Origin of the sequence: Streptomyces sp. NPDC020362, from assembly GCF_040642095.1 — a bacterium.
Taxonomy (GTDB): domain Bacteria; phylum Actinomycetota; class Actinomycetes; order Streptomycetales; family Streptomycetaceae; genus Streptomyces.
This window is the reverse complement of record NZ_JBFAET010000074.1, coordinates 13175-26600: the sequence shown is the minus strand read 5'-3', so window position 1 is coordinate 26600 and position 13426 is coordinate 13175. Positions and strand designations below refer to the sequence as shown.

General features: G+C 71.0%; 16 protein-coding genes. 8 read left to right on the top strand and 8 right to left on the bottom strand.

Features of this window, described 5'->3' with window-relative positions:
• Window positions 1-20: 20 nt before the first annotated feature.
• Window positions 21-473 carry an SHOCT domain-containing protein gene (locus AB0H32_RS24890; RefSeq protein WP_361124426.1) on the bottom strand — a complete coding sequence of 151 codons (453 nt, stop codon included), beginning with the start codon at window positions 471-473 and terminating at the stop codon, window positions 21-23.
• Between the two features lie 260 nt (window positions 474-733).
• Here AB0H32_RS24890 and AB0H32_RS24885 point away from each other — a divergent pair, with 260 nt between their 5' ends.
• Both AB0H32_RS24885 and AB0H32_RS24880 read left to right on the top strand, forming a co-directional pair.
• The gene (locus tag AB0H32_RS24885; RefSeq protein WP_361124424.1) at window positions 734-1090 is read left to right on the top strand and encodes a carboxymuconolactone decarboxylase; all 357 of its coding nucleotides are present in this window, start codon (window positions 734-736) and stop codon (window positions 1088-1090) included.
• A gap of 268 nt (window positions 1091-1358) precedes the next feature.
• Window positions 1359-3905, top strand: coding sequence for an amino acid permease (locus tag AB0H32_RS24880; protein WP_361124422.1), 2547 nt, complete (start codon window positions 1359-1361; stop codon window positions 3903-3905).
• 14 nt (window positions 3906-3919) lie between these two features.
• Here the strand turns inward: AB0H32_RS24880 and AB0H32_RS24875 are convergent, their stop codons facing one another.
• Window positions 3920-4876 carry a helix-turn-helix domain-containing protein gene (locus tag AB0H32_RS24875; RefSeq protein WP_361124421.1) on the bottom strand — a complete coding sequence of 319 codons (957 nt, stop codon included), beginning with the start codon at window positions 4874-4876 and terminating at the stop codon, window positions 3920-3922.
• 123 nt (window positions 4877-4999) lie between these two features.
• On the opposite strand from AB0H32_RS24875, the gene AB0H32_RS24870 reads away from it, so the two are divergent.
• Window positions 5000-5296 carry an antibiotic biosynthesis monooxygenase gene (locus AB0H32_RS24870; RefSeq protein WP_361124419.1) on the top strand — a complete coding sequence of 99 codons (297 nt, stop codon included), beginning with the start codon at window positions 5000-5002 and terminating at the stop codon, window positions 5294-5296.
• Window positions 5297-5396: 100 nt separating this feature from the next.
• Window positions 5397-5990 (top strand): PaaI family thioesterase, encoded by a 594-nt coding sequence (locus AB0H32_RS24865; RefSeq protein WP_361124417.1) that lies wholly within the window; start codon window positions 5397-5399, stop codon window positions 5988-5990.
• Here AB0H32_RS24865 and AB0H32_RS24860 read toward each other — a convergent pair.
• A complete protein-coding gene (locus AB0H32_RS24860) occupies window positions 5977-6771 on the bottom strand; it encodes an oxidoreductase (protein ID WP_361124451.1) in 795 nt (264 codons plus the stop codon). The two genes, AB0H32_RS24865 and AB0H32_RS24860, sit on opposite strands and share 14 nt — an antisense overlap.
• Window positions 6772-7004: 233 nt before the next feature.
• Between AB0H32_RS24860 and AB0H32_RS24855 the strand changes: the two genes are divergently transcribed.
• The gene (locus tag AB0H32_RS24855) at window positions 7005-7412 is read left to right on the top strand and encodes a PPOX class F420-dependent oxidoreductase (protein ID WP_361124415.1); all 408 of its coding nucleotides are present in this window, start codon (window positions 7005-7007) and stop codon (window positions 7410-7412) included.
• A gap of 68 nt (window positions 7413-7480) precedes the next feature.
• Here AB0H32_RS24855 and AB0H32_RS24850 read toward each other — a convergent pair whose 3' ends face one another.
• From AB0H32_RS24850 to AB0H32_RS24830, 5 genes are all read right to left on the bottom strand, one after another.
• The gene (locus tag AB0H32_RS24850; protein ID WP_361124413.1) at window positions 7481-7786 is read right to left on the bottom strand and encodes an SHOCT domain-containing protein; all 306 of its coding nucleotides are present in this window, start codon (window positions 7784-7786) and stop codon (window positions 7481-7483) included.
• Between the two features lie 5 nt (window positions 7787-7791).
• On the bottom strand, window positions 7792-8268 hold the full coding sequence (locus AB0H32_RS24845; protein WP_361124411.1) for a DUF6325 family protein: 477 nt from the start codon (window positions 8266-8268) through the stop codon (window positions 7792-7794).
• Window positions 8269-8494: 226 nt separating this feature from the next.
• On the bottom strand, window positions 8495-9013 hold the full coding sequence (locus AB0H32_RS24840; RefSeq protein ID WP_361124409.1) for a hypothetical protein: 519 nt from the start codon (window positions 9011-9013) through the stop codon (window positions 8495-8497).
• 149 nt (window positions 9014-9162) lie between these two features.
• Entirely contained in the window at window positions 9163-9990 is an 828-nt protein-coding gene (locus AB0H32_RS24835) for a hypothetical protein (RefSeq protein WP_361124408.1), read from the bottom strand.
• A 262-nt stretch (window positions 9991-10252) separates the two neighbouring features.
• Window positions 10253-10606 (bottom strand): DUF805 domain-containing protein, encoded by a 354-nt coding sequence (locus AB0H32_RS24830; protein ID WP_361124406.1) that lies wholly within the window; start codon window positions 10604-10606, stop codon window positions 10253-10255.
• Between the two features lie 244 nt (window positions 10607-10850).
• On the opposite strand from AB0H32_RS24830, the gene AB0H32_RS24825 reads away from it, so the two are divergent.
• From AB0H32_RS24825 to AB0H32_RS24815, 3 genes are read left to right on the top strand one after another with little or no spacing between them, the layout of a single operon-like run.
• Window positions 10851-11450, top strand: coding sequence for a hypothetical protein (locus AB0H32_RS24825; RefSeq protein WP_361124404.1), 600 nt, complete (start codon window positions 10851-10853; stop codon window positions 11448-11450).
• Between the two features lie 38 nt (window positions 11451-11488).
• Window positions 11489-12397, top strand: coding sequence for a hypothetical protein (locus AB0H32_RS24820; RefSeq protein WP_361124402.1), 909 nt, complete (start codon window positions 11489-11491; stop codon window positions 12395-12397).
• 46 nt (window positions 12398-12443) lie between these two features.
• A complete protein-coding gene (locus AB0H32_RS24815) occupies window positions 12444-13220 on the top strand; it encodes a TIGR03936 family radical SAM-associated protein (RefSeq protein ID WP_361124400.1) in 777 nt (258 codons plus the stop codon).
• Window positions 13221-13426 lie beyond the last annotated feature (206 nt).

Here is a 13426-nt window from a genome sequence, read left to right as displayed (position 1 = left end):
TCCTCGGTTGCGTCCGGTGATCAGCGAGGGTCGGCGGTGGGTGCCGGGGCGGCACGGCCCGCCGGGCCGCTGTCGGTCAGGACCAGTTCCTTCGCCCTCTCGAACTCCTCCTGCGTGATGTCGCCGCGGGCCCGCATCTCGGAGAGCCTGACGAGTTCGTCGGCAGGGCTGGGCCGACCGCCGGCCGCCGTCTCACGGACGTACGAGTTGAACATCTGCTGTCGCGCCCGGGCCTGTTCCGCATCACGGCGGCCCATGTCCTTGCCACGGGCGATCAGGTAGACGAGGACGCCGAGGAACGGCAGCACGAGCACGAACAGCAGCCAGCCGGTCTTGCCCCAGCCGCTCAGCGAGTCGTCGCGGAAGACGTCGAAGACGATCTTGAAGAGCAGGAAGAACCACATGACCCACAGGAAGATCCACAGCATGGTCCAGAAGGCGCTCAGCAGGGGATAGTCGTACGCGAGATACATCTGCGTCTTCCCTTCTTCTCCCTCCCGGGCCCACACCCGGACGGCGTCCTGCGTCCACAGTCCGCAGGTCAGGAGCCGGCCGCCTCACACGGTCCGGGTGAGCTTGCGGCCGACCGGCATACCCGTGCGGCTGTCCGGCTCGACGCGCGCCACCGACCGAGGGTGCCTACGCTTGAGGGGCAACCGCCGGGTACGCAGCGGGGATTCCGTGTTCAGCGGGTGGCGGTTCGCTCCCTACGGCACCGGAAGGCGGTCCCACCATGGCCACTTCGCCCGACACTCCCGTACTCGACACGATCGCTGCCATGACCATCGATTCCGTCGAGCACTGCCACATGGACGAGCGGACGCTCATCCTCTCCCGCATCGCCGCACTCGTGGCCATGGACGCTCCGGCGATCTCCTACCTGGCGCACATCAACCCCGCGATCAAGGCCGACTTCACGGTCGAGCAGCTGCAGGACCTTCTCGTCGCCATAGCCCCCGTCGTGGGCACCGCACGGGTCATGTCCGCCGCAGGTCACATCGCCCAGGCGTTCGGTGTTGCGATCGCTCTGGCCGACAGCGAGGCAGAAGCCATAGCCCAGGCCGAAGCCAAGAGCCGCGGTACCTCCTGAGACACCCCCACCCTCTCGATCGGGAGGGGGCTCACGCCTGTGCGAGACCCCTCCCGCGCCACAGGCGGCCGGTCGACACCCCTCCCAGGTGACGGCCGGGGCGCCGGTCGGGTGACCTGCTGCTGCCTGCCGCCGCGGCGCTGTTGCGGAGGGGAGTGGCCCCGCGTTGGAATCAAGTGTGAGGCACTTTGGCGGCGCCGTGTCCGCCGGCCGTCCCGCTCCAGGCACGGGGGCCGGCCGGAAAGGGCTCAGGCACAACGCCCTGGGCATGTTCTCCTCGGTCGCCATGGGCCTGGCCTCCACCGGCCCCGCGTACAGCCTCGCCGCCACGCTGGGCATCATCGTGGCCGGGGTCGGACTGCAGGCCCCGATCGTCACCATGCTGGCGTTCATCCCGATAGTGCTGGTCGCGTGCGCCTTCCGGGAGCTCAACGCGAGCAACGCCGACTGCGGGACCACCTTCACCTGGGCCACCCGGGCCTTCGGGCCGCGCACCGGCTGGATGGGTGGCTGGGGCCTGATCGTCGCCAACATCATCGTCATGGTGAGCCTCGCCGAGATCGCCGCCGCCTACGGCTTCCGGCTGGTGGGCCAGGACGGACTGGCGGAGAGCCGGCTGTGGACCACCGTGGCGGGCATCGTCTGGATCGTCGTGCTGACCGCGATCTGCTACGTCGGCATCGAGTTCTCGGCCGCCGTCCAGCGCTGGCTGCTGTGCCTGGAAGTGCTGATGCTGGTCGTTTTCGCCGTCGCCGCGCTGGTCAGGGTCTACACCGACCCTCCCCCGACGGCGATCCATGTCTCCGCCTCCTGGTTCAACCCCTTCGAGGTGCCCTCGGTCAACGCTCTGACCTCGGGCATCCTCGCCGGGGTCTTCATCTACTGGGGCTGGGACACCGCGTTCTCGGTCAACGAGGAGACCGTCGACAGCACGCGCATCCCCGGGCGCGCCGCGGTCCTGTCCACCGGGCTGCTCCTGGTCATGTACGGGCTGGTGTCCACCTCGGCGCAGGCCTTCGCGGGAGTCGGCGCCTCGGGCATCGGGCTCGGCAACACGAACAACTCCGACGATGTGTTCTCCGGGCTGGGCGAGGCCGTGTTCGGGGCCGACCAGACGGGGCTGGTCCTGTCGAGACTGCTGATCCTGATGGTGCTGACCTCAGCGCTGGCCTCCGCCGAGACCACCATCCTGCCCCTGGCCAGGACCGTCTTCTCCATGGCGGTCCACAAGGCCGTCCCCTCCCGGTTCGCCCGGATCCACCGCAGGTTCCTCACCCCGACCTGGGGAACGGTCGGCATGGGAGCGGTCTCGATCGCCTTGTTCGTCCTGCTGACGTCGTTCAGCCGGAACGTCCTGGCCGACTCGATCGACTCGGTCGGTCTCGCGATCGCCTTCCAGTACGGAGTGACCGGCTTCGCCTGCGTCTGGTACCACCGCCAAGTCCTCACCCGCAGCACCAGGGACCTGGTCCTCAAAGGCGTGCTGCCGGCGCTCGGCGGGCTGTTCATGCTCCTGCTGTTCCTCTACGCCACCTTCGTCGTCTACGCGAACCCCAGCTACGGCACGACCAGCGTCGACCTGCCGCTGATCGGACCGACGGGCGGGGTCACCGTCCTGGGTCTTGGCGCCCTGCTGATCGGTCTCCTGCTGATGCCGGTGGTCACCCGTGGCCACAGCGTTGCCCTCAAGCTCCAGCGGAGCCTGCTGCCGGGCCGCCTGCCGCCGCACGCCGCCGTCGACTCGGCGAGCCGCTACCTGCCCGCCGACAGCGGGTCCGGGGTCGGCGGCGACTGGTACGACGTCATCCCGCTGTCGGGCACCCGGGTCGGCCTGGTCGTCGGGGACGTGCTCGGCCACGGTCTGCGCGCCGCGGCCACCATGGGAAGCCTGCGCACGGGGGTGCGCGTCCTGGCCCGGCTGGACCTGACCCCCGACGAGCTGCTGTCCCGCCTGGACGACCTGGTCGAGCAGACCGCGCACGAGCAACGGGCCGCCCACAGCCCGGGCCACAAGAAGCCGCAGGCCGACGAGGCTCTGGGCGTGACCTGCCTGTACGCGGTGTACGACCCCGTCTCGGGCAGGTGCAGCCTGGCGCGGGCCGGGGAGCCGGTGCTGGCGGTCGCCGAACCGGACACGGGCGTCGTCGACTATCCGGAGCTGCCCACCGGGCCGCCGCTGGGAATCGGCGGCCCGCCCTACCAGAGCACGGAGCTGGAGCTCGCGCCGGGCAGTCTCGTCGCCCTCTTCACGGGGGGCCTCCTGCAGGCGGCCGACGGCCGTGACGCCGGGCTCGCGCAGCTGTCCCAGGTCCTCGCCGGCGACCGGAGCTCCCTGGAGAAGCTGTGCGACCGGGCGGTGACAACCCTGCTGCCGGGGCCGGTGGACGTGGACGCGACGCTGCTCGTGGTCCGCACACGGCTGCTCGACCGGAACCAGTTCGCCGAGTGGGCGCTGCTTCCGGACCCGGAGGCGGTGTCCACCATCCGCTCCGCCGTCAGCAAGCAGCTGCGCGACTGGGGGCTGGACGACCTGTCCTTCGCCAGCGAGCTCATCGTCAGCGAACTGGTCACCAACGTCATCCGCTACGTCGGCGGCCCCGTCCAGGTGCGCCTGATCCGCGACAGGACCCTGATCTGCGAGGTCTCCGACACGGGGCACACCACGCCCAATCTGCGGCACGCCGCCAGCGACGACGAGGGCGGCCGGGGCCTGTTCATCATCGCCCAGATGACCCACCACTGGGGTACGCGCTACACCTCCACCGGCAAGACCATCTGGACCGAGCAGGACCTGCCGCCGCCGGACGACCGGTGATGCCTCCCGTGCGGTCAGGAGCTGCGGAGGGCCGAGGTGGTCTTGCCGGTGCGGTCGCGCAGCAGCACGCGCAGGGTGTTGGCGTGCTCGTATCCGACTTTCCGGGAGATGGCCTCCAGCGACAGGTCGGTGGTGCGCAGCAGGTGGGCGGCGCGTTCGACCCTCAGGTCCTGGACGAAGCGGACGGGGGAGGTGCCGAGGACGCGCTGGACGGTGCGCTGCAGGGTCCGCTCGCTGACGCCGAGGGCGCCGGCCGCTTCCGGGATGCTGATCGGCTCGGCCAGACGTGCCCGCACCCAGCGTTCGAAGGCCGCGACGGTCGGATCGCTCTGCGCCAGGGCGCTCGGGATGGTGTACGCGGACTGCGAGGGACGTTCGTCGACGACCAGGTAGCGGGCGATCAGGTCGGCCAGGGCGGGGCTGCTCGCGCGCACGATCGCCAGCGCGAGGTCGACGTGACCGAAGGCCGCGCCCGCCGTGGTGATCTCGCCGCAGGCGACGACCATCCTGCTCTGGTCGAGCTCGACGGTGGGATATCTGGTGCGGAACACCGGTGCCAGCCACCAGCTGGTGGTCGCCCGCAGGCCGTTCAGTGCCCCCGCCTCGGCGAGCAGGAACGTGCCGGTGCACGCCGAGGCGATCGGCGTGCCGCGCGCACGCGTCCTGGCGATCAGCTCCCGGGCGGGGAGCGACGCGTCCCCGGCGACGTGGTCGACGAGCGCCTGGGGACGGCGTTCGGCCAGTGCGGGAACGATCAGCAGATCGGCCGTCTCCGCGTGGTCGACCGGCTGGGCCGTCACGAGGTGTCCGGCGCCCGTCCGGACCTGCGGGCGGAAGCCGACCTTCGTCACGTTCCAGGTCGGCGGATCCGCGATCTCCTCGCCCATCGCGTTCGCGCCGTGGAGCACGTCGAGGACGGCCGAGAGCCCGGAGTCGAACACCCCGTCGTACACGAGAACCGCAACATCCATGACGGAAACTCTATCAATGGAGTCGTTTCTGCCACTGATGGGTCTGTCGGCCGGCGGCATACGTTCGCCGTGTGCCGGAAGCCCGGAAGCCCGGCAGTTCGGGAGAAGAAAGGAGTCATCACCATGAAGATCGGTCTGTTGGCGCGCATCGAGGCCAAGGCGGAACACGCCGACGAGGTCGAGGCGATGCTGCGCGGCGCGGTGAAGCTGGCCGAAGAGGAACAGCACACGGTCACCTGGTTCGCCTTCCGCCAGGACGCCACCACCTTCGGCGTCTTCGACACGTTCGACGACGAGGAGGGACGGGAGGCGCACCTGCACGGTCGGATCGCCGCGGCGCTCATGGGCGCGGCGGAGACCCTGCTCAGCTCGCCTCCGGTCATCACTCCCGTGGACCTGCTCGGAGCCAAGATCTCCTGACGCGTCCGGACGCAGCGGCCGCAGGCGGCAGGGCGGTTCGGCCCGCGGCGCCCGGACACAGGAAGCCGGAGACAGGAAAACGGAGAGACGGAGAACCGGCATGACAGCGACCACGGACCCACACGACGTGCGGTCCCGCACCCACACCTGGCGGCGGCCGGTCCCCTGGGCCGAAGCCGGCGACGCGTCCGGTCTGGAACTGCTCCAGAAGATCCTCAAGGGTGAACTGCCCGAGCCGCCCATGGGAGGGACGCTCGGCTTCCGCCTGGTGGAGGCCGACGAGGGACGGGCGGTGTTCGAGGGCGATCCCGGGGAGCATCTGCTGAACCCGATGGGGACCGTGCACGGAGGGTTCGTGGCCACGCTGCTCGACTCCGCCCTGGGCTGTGCGGTCGCGGCCGCACTGCCCAGGGGCCGCGTCTACACCACGATGCAGCTCAACATCCACATGGTCCGACCGGTCTTCCCCGGGACGCCGCCACTGCGATGTGAGGGCCGCACCGTCCATGTGGGCCGGACCATGGCCACGGCGGAGGCCCGCGTCGTCGGTGCGACCGACGGCAAGCTCTACGCCCATGGCACCACCACGTGCGCGATCCTGGCGCCCTCCCGCACGGGTTCGGCCCCGGGAGCCTGCCGCCCGGCACCGGAGGAGGGCGGCGGTGCGGAGGGGCAGGAGATCACACCGTCTTGATCTGCCCGCCGTCGATGGTGAACTCGGCTCCGGTGATGTTGCCCGCGAGCGGCGAGGCGAGGAAGAGGGCCAGGTCGGCGACTTCGTGAGCTTCGGTGACCCGCCCGGTGGAGATGCCCATGCTCTGCGGCACGACCACGTCGATGGCTTCCTGCGCGGTGGTGCCGGCCTGGGCCGCCGTCGCGTCGGCGAAGCCGCCCGGGGCTGTCCAGAAGGGAGTGCGGACCGGGCCCGGCGCGATCGCGTTGACCCGGACGCCGCGCGGTGCGAACTCCTCGGACAGCGACTTGGTCAGGCTGGTCAGCCCGGCCTTGGCCGCGGAGTAGTCCACGACCATGGGAAAGGGCAGGCGGGCGTTGATGGAGCTGATGTTGACGATGGAACCCCCACCCGCGTCCAGCAGGTGGGGAAGGGCAGCGCGACTGGTCCGCACCGCGCTGAACAGGGTCATGTTGAAGATCCGCTGCCACTCGGCGTCGTCGATGTCCAGGAAGCTCGGCCGGGACGTCGCGGTGCCCAGGTTGTTGACCAGGACGTCGACCCTGCCGTGCTGCTCCACGGCGCGCCGGACGAGGGTGTCCGGCCCCTCTGCGGTGGACAGGTCGACCGGGACCGTGGTGACGCCGTGGTCGCCCCGGAGCGCTTCGAGTTCGGGAGTGATGCTCCGGCTGCCGGTGACGACGTGTGCGCCTTCACGGGCGAACGCACCGGCGATGGCGAGGCCGATGCCCTTGCTCGCCCCGGTGACGATGGCGACCCTGTCGGTGAGCTGGAGGTCCATGGCGCCCCTTTTCTGCATTGATCACCGTATATGTCGAGAGTATGGGGAGACGGTGACTCCGGCTCAGGGGGCAAGGACAGCGGCGACGGGGACCAGGACCTTGCGGCGCCCGCGCCCGCCCGGAGGGCGTATCCGCCGCCCGGTGGGCGGGTTGGACCGGCGGGAGCGGGGCGGTCTCTTAGGCTGAGCAGGCCGTTTCCGGACAGGGGGCGGTCAAGGAAAGGACCCGCACCGTGTCGGCTCAGCTTTCGGACGACCTCAAGGCTCTCCTCGACGACAGTCCGCTCTTCGTGTGCCTGGCCACCATTCAGCCCGACGGCAGTGCCCAGCAGTCCATCACCTGGGTCAAGCGCGACGGCGACGACCTCCTCGTCTCCACGACCGTCGGCCGGCGCAAGGAGAAGAACCTGCGCCGGGACCCCCGCGTGACCGTCATGATCAACCCGCCGGACGCGCCGTACACCTACGCCGAGATCCGGGGCACGGCCACGATGACCACCGAGGGGGGACCGCAGCTGATCGACGAACTGTCCCGCAAGTACACGGGCAAGGACTACGCGGAGTTCAACCCGGCGTCGAAGGACGACGCGCAACGCGTCGTCATCCGCATCACCCCGCGCAAGGTCGTCGGTTCCATCTGAGGTCCGTCCGGCCGTCCTGAGCGGCCCCCGCCCGGTCGGGGCGACGGGCAAGGGTGCCGCCGGTCGGGTCAGCCCAGGACCGCGCGCTTCTGGGCGGCGAACTCCTCCTCCGTCAGGACGCCCTGGTCGCGGAGTTCGCCCAGCTCCTTCAGCTGGTTGATCTTGGCGGTCATGTCGTCCTCGGTGGACGGGGGCGGAGGCGGCGGCGCGGGTGGCGGCGGAGCCTGCTGGGACGGGGCCTGCTGGTAGGCGTCCTGCTGTTCGGCCTGGGCGGCCCAGCGGCCGGCCTGGCGGCGTGAGACGCGGTTGGACACGGCCGTGGCCGTTCCCGCGACGACTGCGGTGCGTGCGACACCGCGCAGCAGTCCGGGCATGGGTGTCACCTCCTGGGGGATGCCGAGGTGTGCTCGGCGCCGGGGGACTCGGCGGTTTCCAGGGACGCGAGCAGCGCCTGCACCGGTATGCGCCCGGCTGCCACGAGCTGGGCGCCGCCGCGTCGCAGGGCGACGGCAAGGGGAGCCGCCCAGACGTTCTCGTACACGATGATCGCGGCGGAGTTCCCGGGCTCCAGCGCCGTACCGGCGTCGTCGATGTCGGACTGGTCCAGCAGCCCGGAGGAGGCGCCCTCGAACACGCTCAGGTCGGCGTCTGCCTCCAGGTCGCCCAGGTCCAGCGCGATGACCGTGCCGTCGCTGTCCTTGCGTACGAACAGGAGGTCGAGGACGCGGATGATCCCGCGGTCGACCAGATCCAGGAGCAGCGGGAAACCCTCGCCCGTCAGGCGGTGGCCCGGGAACTCCACGACCAGGTAGTCGACGGGCCCCATCTCGTCCAGGTGTGCACTGTGTTCGCTCATGGCTGTCAACTCGCTAGGGGTGGGTGGTGGTGGCAGTGCCCGGTGGGGAACCCGCCGGTGCGGTGTCCGTCTTCGGCAGGCGTGCCGCCGCGCCGCAGGGCCGGGGCATGCCGGACCTGTGCCCGTTCACGGTCGCCGAAGCGACGACCCGGGGCCTCACCCGGAGTGGGTGACATCGGCGGGACGGAGGAGGCAGCCGCCGGCACCCACCGCACCCCTCGCCGCCTCACTTCTTCAGGACCAGCTTCAGAGCGACGATCAGCAGCCCGAGTACGAGGTTGACCGCATCGGTGAGGATCAACTGCGGCCGGGTGGCGCCCGCGCGCAACGCGGCAGCCGTCGACCAGCCCACCTGGCCGGCCAGGGCGACGGCGAGGGCGAGCCAGGCCGCGCCCACGGCGTCGAGGCCCAGCAGCGGGCTGACGAGCACCGCCACCGTGGGCGGAACGGCGGCCTCCACGATCGGCCACTCCTCGCGGCACACCTCCACCACGACCGCACGGTTCAGGGTGCGCTGCGCCATGCGGGCACCGAACAGCTGGGCGTGCACATGCGCGAGCCAGAAGATCACCCCGGTCGCCAGCAGCAACAGCGCCAGTTCCAGCCGGGGGAAGGGATCGCGGGCACCTGCCCCGACCACGACGGAGGCGGCGAGGAGCGAACCGTACAGACCCCCGGTGTAGTCCGCGTGGGCCCGGCGTTCCGCCCGGCGTGCGCGTGTCTGGGTTCGGGTCTGCTTCGCCATCTCGCTCCAGGGGCCCTCGGAGCCTGCCGTGTCTGCCGTGTCTGCCCGTCCAGGCTGCGCCGCCGGGCGGCGGGACGCCTCGCCTGCTCCGGGTGACCCGGGCCGTGCGCAGGCCGGGGGCGTGGGAGTGGCGCGGCCCCGCGCCGTGTTCAGCGGTCGTTCGGGTCCTCGGCCCGATGCCGGGACACCTGCCGGCGTACGGTGCGCCAGCGCGACCGGGTCTGCTCGACCAGGTCGTCCCACTGACGGCGCACCTCGTCGTCCGGGGTGCGCCGCCCCTGGGCGATCCGGTACAGCTCCTCCTGCACCTCGCGCCCCAGCGCGGCCGACCCGACGACGATGAGCATGACGCCGAACAGCGCCGAGATCATCGCGAAGACCGCGCCGACCACTCCGTACCGCTCGGCGGAGGTGTTGAACAGATGCGGCAGATAGATGCCCGCGGCCACGGAGTAGACCGCCGTCACGACGGCCGCCGTGACGCCGAAGGGGATCAGGTCCCGCCAGGCGATCCTGCGGGCGGACAGCAGGTGACCGCTCCAGGTCAGGAAGACGGCGCTGACCGGTACCTCGCCGGCCACGGCCGCAAGGCCGGTCCTGCCCGCACCGAGGAGGGCGCTCAGCCACCCGCTGACCAGTGCGTAGACGAGGCCGGACAGCAGCCACCACAGGCCGTTGCGCGTGTTGCGCACACTGAGGGGCTTGAGTTCCCAGACCTGTTCGAACAGGCGCTGCAGGGTCCGTGTGAAGCTCAGGGACGAGATCGCCAGGAAGAGCACACCGAACACGCTCACGCTCGTGCTGCCGGCCTCGGCGGGCGAGAAGAGGGCGCTCACCGCGTCGGCGCCCGCCCCGGTCAGGCCGTACCGCTTGATGATCCGTTGCGCGGCGTCGTACGAGGTGAGGCTGCCGAGCAGGGTGCCGCCCAGGATCGCGACCGGGACCAGTGCGGTCAGGGCGCTGGATGCCAGGGCCATCGAGCGGTCGAATCCCGCGACTCGCTGGAAGCGGTTGAGCACCCGCAGCGCGAAGGCGGGACGCAGCCAGAACGTCAGCGCTCTGACCAGGTGCCGACGACTGTTCTCCGCCGTTGTGCCCTCCTGACGGCCGTTCAGGACATGCGTGAAGATCGGTGGATATGCGAGGAAACCGGTGAAGTGACCCTAACCGCTCGGGGGATGGAGCGGCGAAGAGGCCCGCCGGGGAACTCCGGCGGGCCTCTCGGGATGTGCCGCGGGCTCAGACGGCCGGCGCGTACTTCGGGTTGGGGCCGTGCTGGTTCGGCTCCGCCTTGCCCTCGGTGGCGAGGAAGACGATGAGGACGATCGCGCCGATCAGGGGGATCAGCCCGATGAGGATCCACCAGCCGGTCCGGTCCGTGTCGTGCAGCCGGCGGACGGCGACACCGAGCCCGGGCAGCAGGGTGGCGAGGCCGTAGACGATGCCCAGGATGTTCGATCCCATGGCGTAGTCGACGATCCCCAGCACGATGCTGATGATCAGGTTGAACAGGAAGAACATCCAGTATTCCTGCCGACGTGCGCGGCCGGTGAACACCGCGTACTTCTTCAGCACGTCCACGTACCAGTGCATGCGCGCCCCCCAAGGGTTGTGATGTACGTCACCCAATCGAATCAGTCAGCCTGACCGGAAGCCATCACTGTGGCGTGCACAGTTCAAGGCGTTACCGTCCTGCGGCCGTTCGGTGACCAGGGCGCCCCACACGAGCACCACCCGGCGCGGGCGGCCCGGTGCACCACGGGCGGCATGCGGCCCGCCGCGGCCGGCAGGACGATGGGAAGGGGGGCGGCCGCGACACCTGACGGGAGGCGCGCCCATGGCTCAGCAGGCGCAGGCGAAAGCCCAGGCCCAGAAGTCCGTCAGCACGGGCGGCGTGTTCTTCTCCTTCGCCCCGTGGATCATCTTCGGAGTGGTCGCCAGCCCCAGCACCTGGAAGTACGCGGCGCTCGCCGCGCTGATCGCCTCGATCGTCCTGTCGGGGCAGGACCTCCTGCACGGAAAGCTCCGCATCCTCGACATGACCGGCATCGTGTTCTTCGCCGTCCTCTCGGTCCTCGCCCTGGCGGTCGACCGCGGACAGCTCGTCTGGGTGGAGACCTACGCCCAGGTCATCTCCAACGGGCTGGTCGCCGCCGTGGCCCTCGGATCACTGTTCTTCGACCCCTTCACCGCGCAGTACGCCCGGGAGTCGACGCCGCCGAGCGTCTGGGACACACCCGTCTTCAAGCACATCAACACGGTGCTGACGGCGGTGTGGGGCGCGGCCTTCGCCCTGATGACCCTGTCGACCTATCTGGCCATCCGCTTCCCGGCCCAGGACGACTGGTTCAACTGGGTCGTCCCCATCGCCCTGCTCGTGTGGGCCGTGAAGTTCACCCAGCGCTATCCGGAGTCGTACAAGGCACGCGTGCTCTGATCCGGATCCGAACGGACGGCCGGGGCGTCTACCCGGGTATGGATCTGGGAAAGCCGCAACCACAGCCGCAACAGCCCGAGGGATGCCTGGTGGTGGCGCTCCGCATGCCCGTGCGGATCACCGCGCTCGTCGTGGTGCTGCCGGTGCGGATGGCGTGGGACGCGCTGGTCGTCGGCGGCCGGTTCCTGAACGACACCCTGCTGCGCCCCCTCGGACGCGCGCTGCAGTGGCTGTACGCGCGCGTGCTGACCCCGGTCGGGCGCGGCATCGCCTGGGTCGCCCGGGGGATCGGGGCCGCTCTCGGGTGGCTGTACGCGCGCGTGCTCGCCCCCGTGGGGCGCGGCATCGCCTGGCTGGTGCGGCACCTCGTCGTCCTCCCCGCGTCCTGGCTGTACGAGTGGGTCCTCGCCCCGGTCGGGCGCGGCGTCGCCCGGCTCGCGCGCGTCATCGGCACGGCCGTCGGCGCGGTCCTGTACTGGACGGCCCGCATCCTGCTCGTCCTGCCCGCCGTCGCCCTGTGGACGTGGATCCTCGCCCCCGTCGGCCGTGCGCTCGCCGTCGTCGCACACGAGGTGGGGGAGGCCCTCGGGCATGCCTGGCGGATCGCCGGGCGGATCTCGCGGGCCGTCGGCCGGGGGCTCGGCACCCTCTTCCGGTGGATCTTCGTGGAGCCGCTGCGCCGGGTGTACCGGACCGTCCTCACCCCGGTCGGACACGTCGTGCGGGACGCCCTCCTGCGGCCCGCCGCCGAGGCCGCGCGCGTCGCGGGGAGGGCCGTGGGGCAGGTGCTGGCCGCCGGCCGCGACGCCGTGCGCCAGGCCCGCGCCGATCTGAGGCGGATGCTCCTGGGCGGGGCCCGGCCGCCGGCCGCGGTGGACCGCCGGGAACCCGCGGGCCGCGACACACGTACTCTTGGTAGCAGTACGACCGCTCTCACGAAGGACTAGGACACTGGGCAAGCGACAGCCCGAAGGCCCGCCGCCCGCACCCGCGGTGCAGCGCATCCGACTGCGCTACACCAAGCGCGGCCGCCTCCGGTTCACCAGCCACCGTGACTTCCAGCGCGCCTTCGAGCGTGCGCTGCGCCGTGCCGAGGTGCCCATGGCGTACTCGGCGGGGTTCACGCCACACCCGAAGGTGTCGTACGCCAATGCCGCACCCACCGGCACGGGCAGTGAGGCGGAGTACCTGGAGATCGCCCTGGCCGCACCGCGCGACCCCGAGACCCTGCGCGGTCTGCTCGACGAGTCCCTGCCCGCCGGGCTGGACATCGTCGACGCGGTCGAGGCGCGGACCTCGGGCCTCGCCGACCGGCTCACGGCTTCCGTCTGGGAGCTGCGGCTGGAAGGCGTCGACCCCCTCGACGCGGAGCGTGCGGTCGAGGCCTTCACCAAGGCCGACACCGTCGAGGTGCAGCGCATGACCAAGAACGGTGTGCGCACCTTCGACGCCCGCCCCGCCGTCGTTCAACTGGAAACGCACAGTTCGACGGCTGATAGGCCGACCGACCAGCCCTGTGCGATACTGCGGCTGGTTGTTCGGCACGTGACGCCTGCCGTACGACCCGACGACGTCCTGTCCGGTCTCCGCGCCGTGGCCGACCTGGCGCCGCCGGTCCCCGCAGCGGTGACCAGGCTGGCGCAGGGGCTGTTCGATGAAGAGACCGGCACGGTGACCGACCCGCTCGCGCCCGACCGCGAGGCAGCCGAGGCCCTGACGGCCCAACCGGCTGCCGCCGCGACGGCGGCGACGCCGGAAGGTTCCGCGTAGGGACGGACGTCGAAAGCGCCGCCCTCGTACTCGGGAGCCACCTGGGTCGGGCAGCGCACCGACCAGAAGACTTTCGCCAGGCCGTACCGACAAGGCGTACGGAACCGGCGAGACAGGACACAGAGTGCTCCCGTGCGGCGCCCGCGCCCCGGACGGCGGCCATCGCGCACCGCGCGGGCCGCGGACGTCAACGGCGGACGGTTCAT

What these genes read in the sequence shown, in the direction of transcription:
- AB0H32_RS24820 (WP_361124402.1), top strand. Translation starts at nt 11,489, where the DNA reads ATGGATCTGGGAAAGCCGCAACCACAGCCGCAACAGCCCGAGGGATGC.
- AB0H32_RS24890 (WP_361124426.1), bottom strand. Translation starts at nt 473, where the DNA reads ATGTATCTCGCGTACGACTATCCCCTGCTGAGCGCCTTCTGGACCATG.
- AB0H32_RS24860 (WP_361124451.1), bottom strand. Translation starts at nt 6,771, where the DNA reads ATGGACCTCCAGCTCACCGACAGGGTCGCCATCGTCACCGGGGCGAGC.
- AB0H32_RS24870 (WP_361124419.1), top strand. Translation starts at nt 5,000, where the DNA reads ATGAAGATCGGTCTGTTGGCGCGCATCGAGGCCAAGGCGGAACACGCC.
- AB0H32_RS24840 (WP_361124409.1), bottom strand. Translation starts at nt 9,013, where the DNA reads ATGGCGAAGCAGACCCGAACCCAGACACGCGCACGCCGGGCGGAACGC.
- AB0H32_RS24845 (WP_361124411.1), bottom strand. Translation starts at nt 8,268, where the DNA reads ATGAGCGAACACAGTGCACACCTGGACGAGATGGGGCCCGTCGACTAC.
- AB0H32_RS24835 (WP_361124408.1), bottom strand. Translation starts at nt 9,990, where the DNA reads ATGGCCCTGGCATCCAGCGCCCTGACCGCACTGGTCCCGGTCGCGATC.
- AB0H32_RS24825 (WP_361124404.1), top strand. Translation starts at nt 10,851, where the DNA reads ATGGCTCAGCAGGCGCAGGCGAAAGCCCAGGCCCAGAAGTCCGTCAGC.
- AB0H32_RS24830 (WP_361124406.1), bottom strand. Translation starts at nt 10,606, where the DNA reads ATGCACTGGTACGTGGACGTGCTGAAGAAGTACGCGGTGTTCACCGGC.
- AB0H32_RS24865 (WP_361124417.1), top strand. Translation starts at nt 5,397, where the DNA reads ATGACAGCGACCACGGACCCACACGACGTGCGGTCCCGCACCCACACC.
- AB0H32_RS24880 (WP_361124422.1), top strand. Translation starts at nt 1,359, where the DNA reads ATGTTCTCCTCGGTCGCCATGGGCCTGGCCTCCACCGGCCCCGCGTAC.
- AB0H32_RS24850 (WP_361124413.1), bottom strand. Translation starts at nt 7,786, where the DNA reads ATGCCCGGACTGCTGCGCGGTGTCGCACGCACCGCAGTCGTCGCGGGA.
- AB0H32_RS24885 (WP_361124424.1), top strand. Translation starts at nt 734, where the DNA reads ATGGCCACTTCGCCCGACACTCCCGTACTCGACACGATCGCTGCCATG.
- AB0H32_RS24875 (WP_361124421.1), bottom strand. Translation starts at nt 4,876, where the DNA reads ATGGATGTTGCGGTTCTCGTGTACGACGGGGTGTTCGACTCCGGGCTC.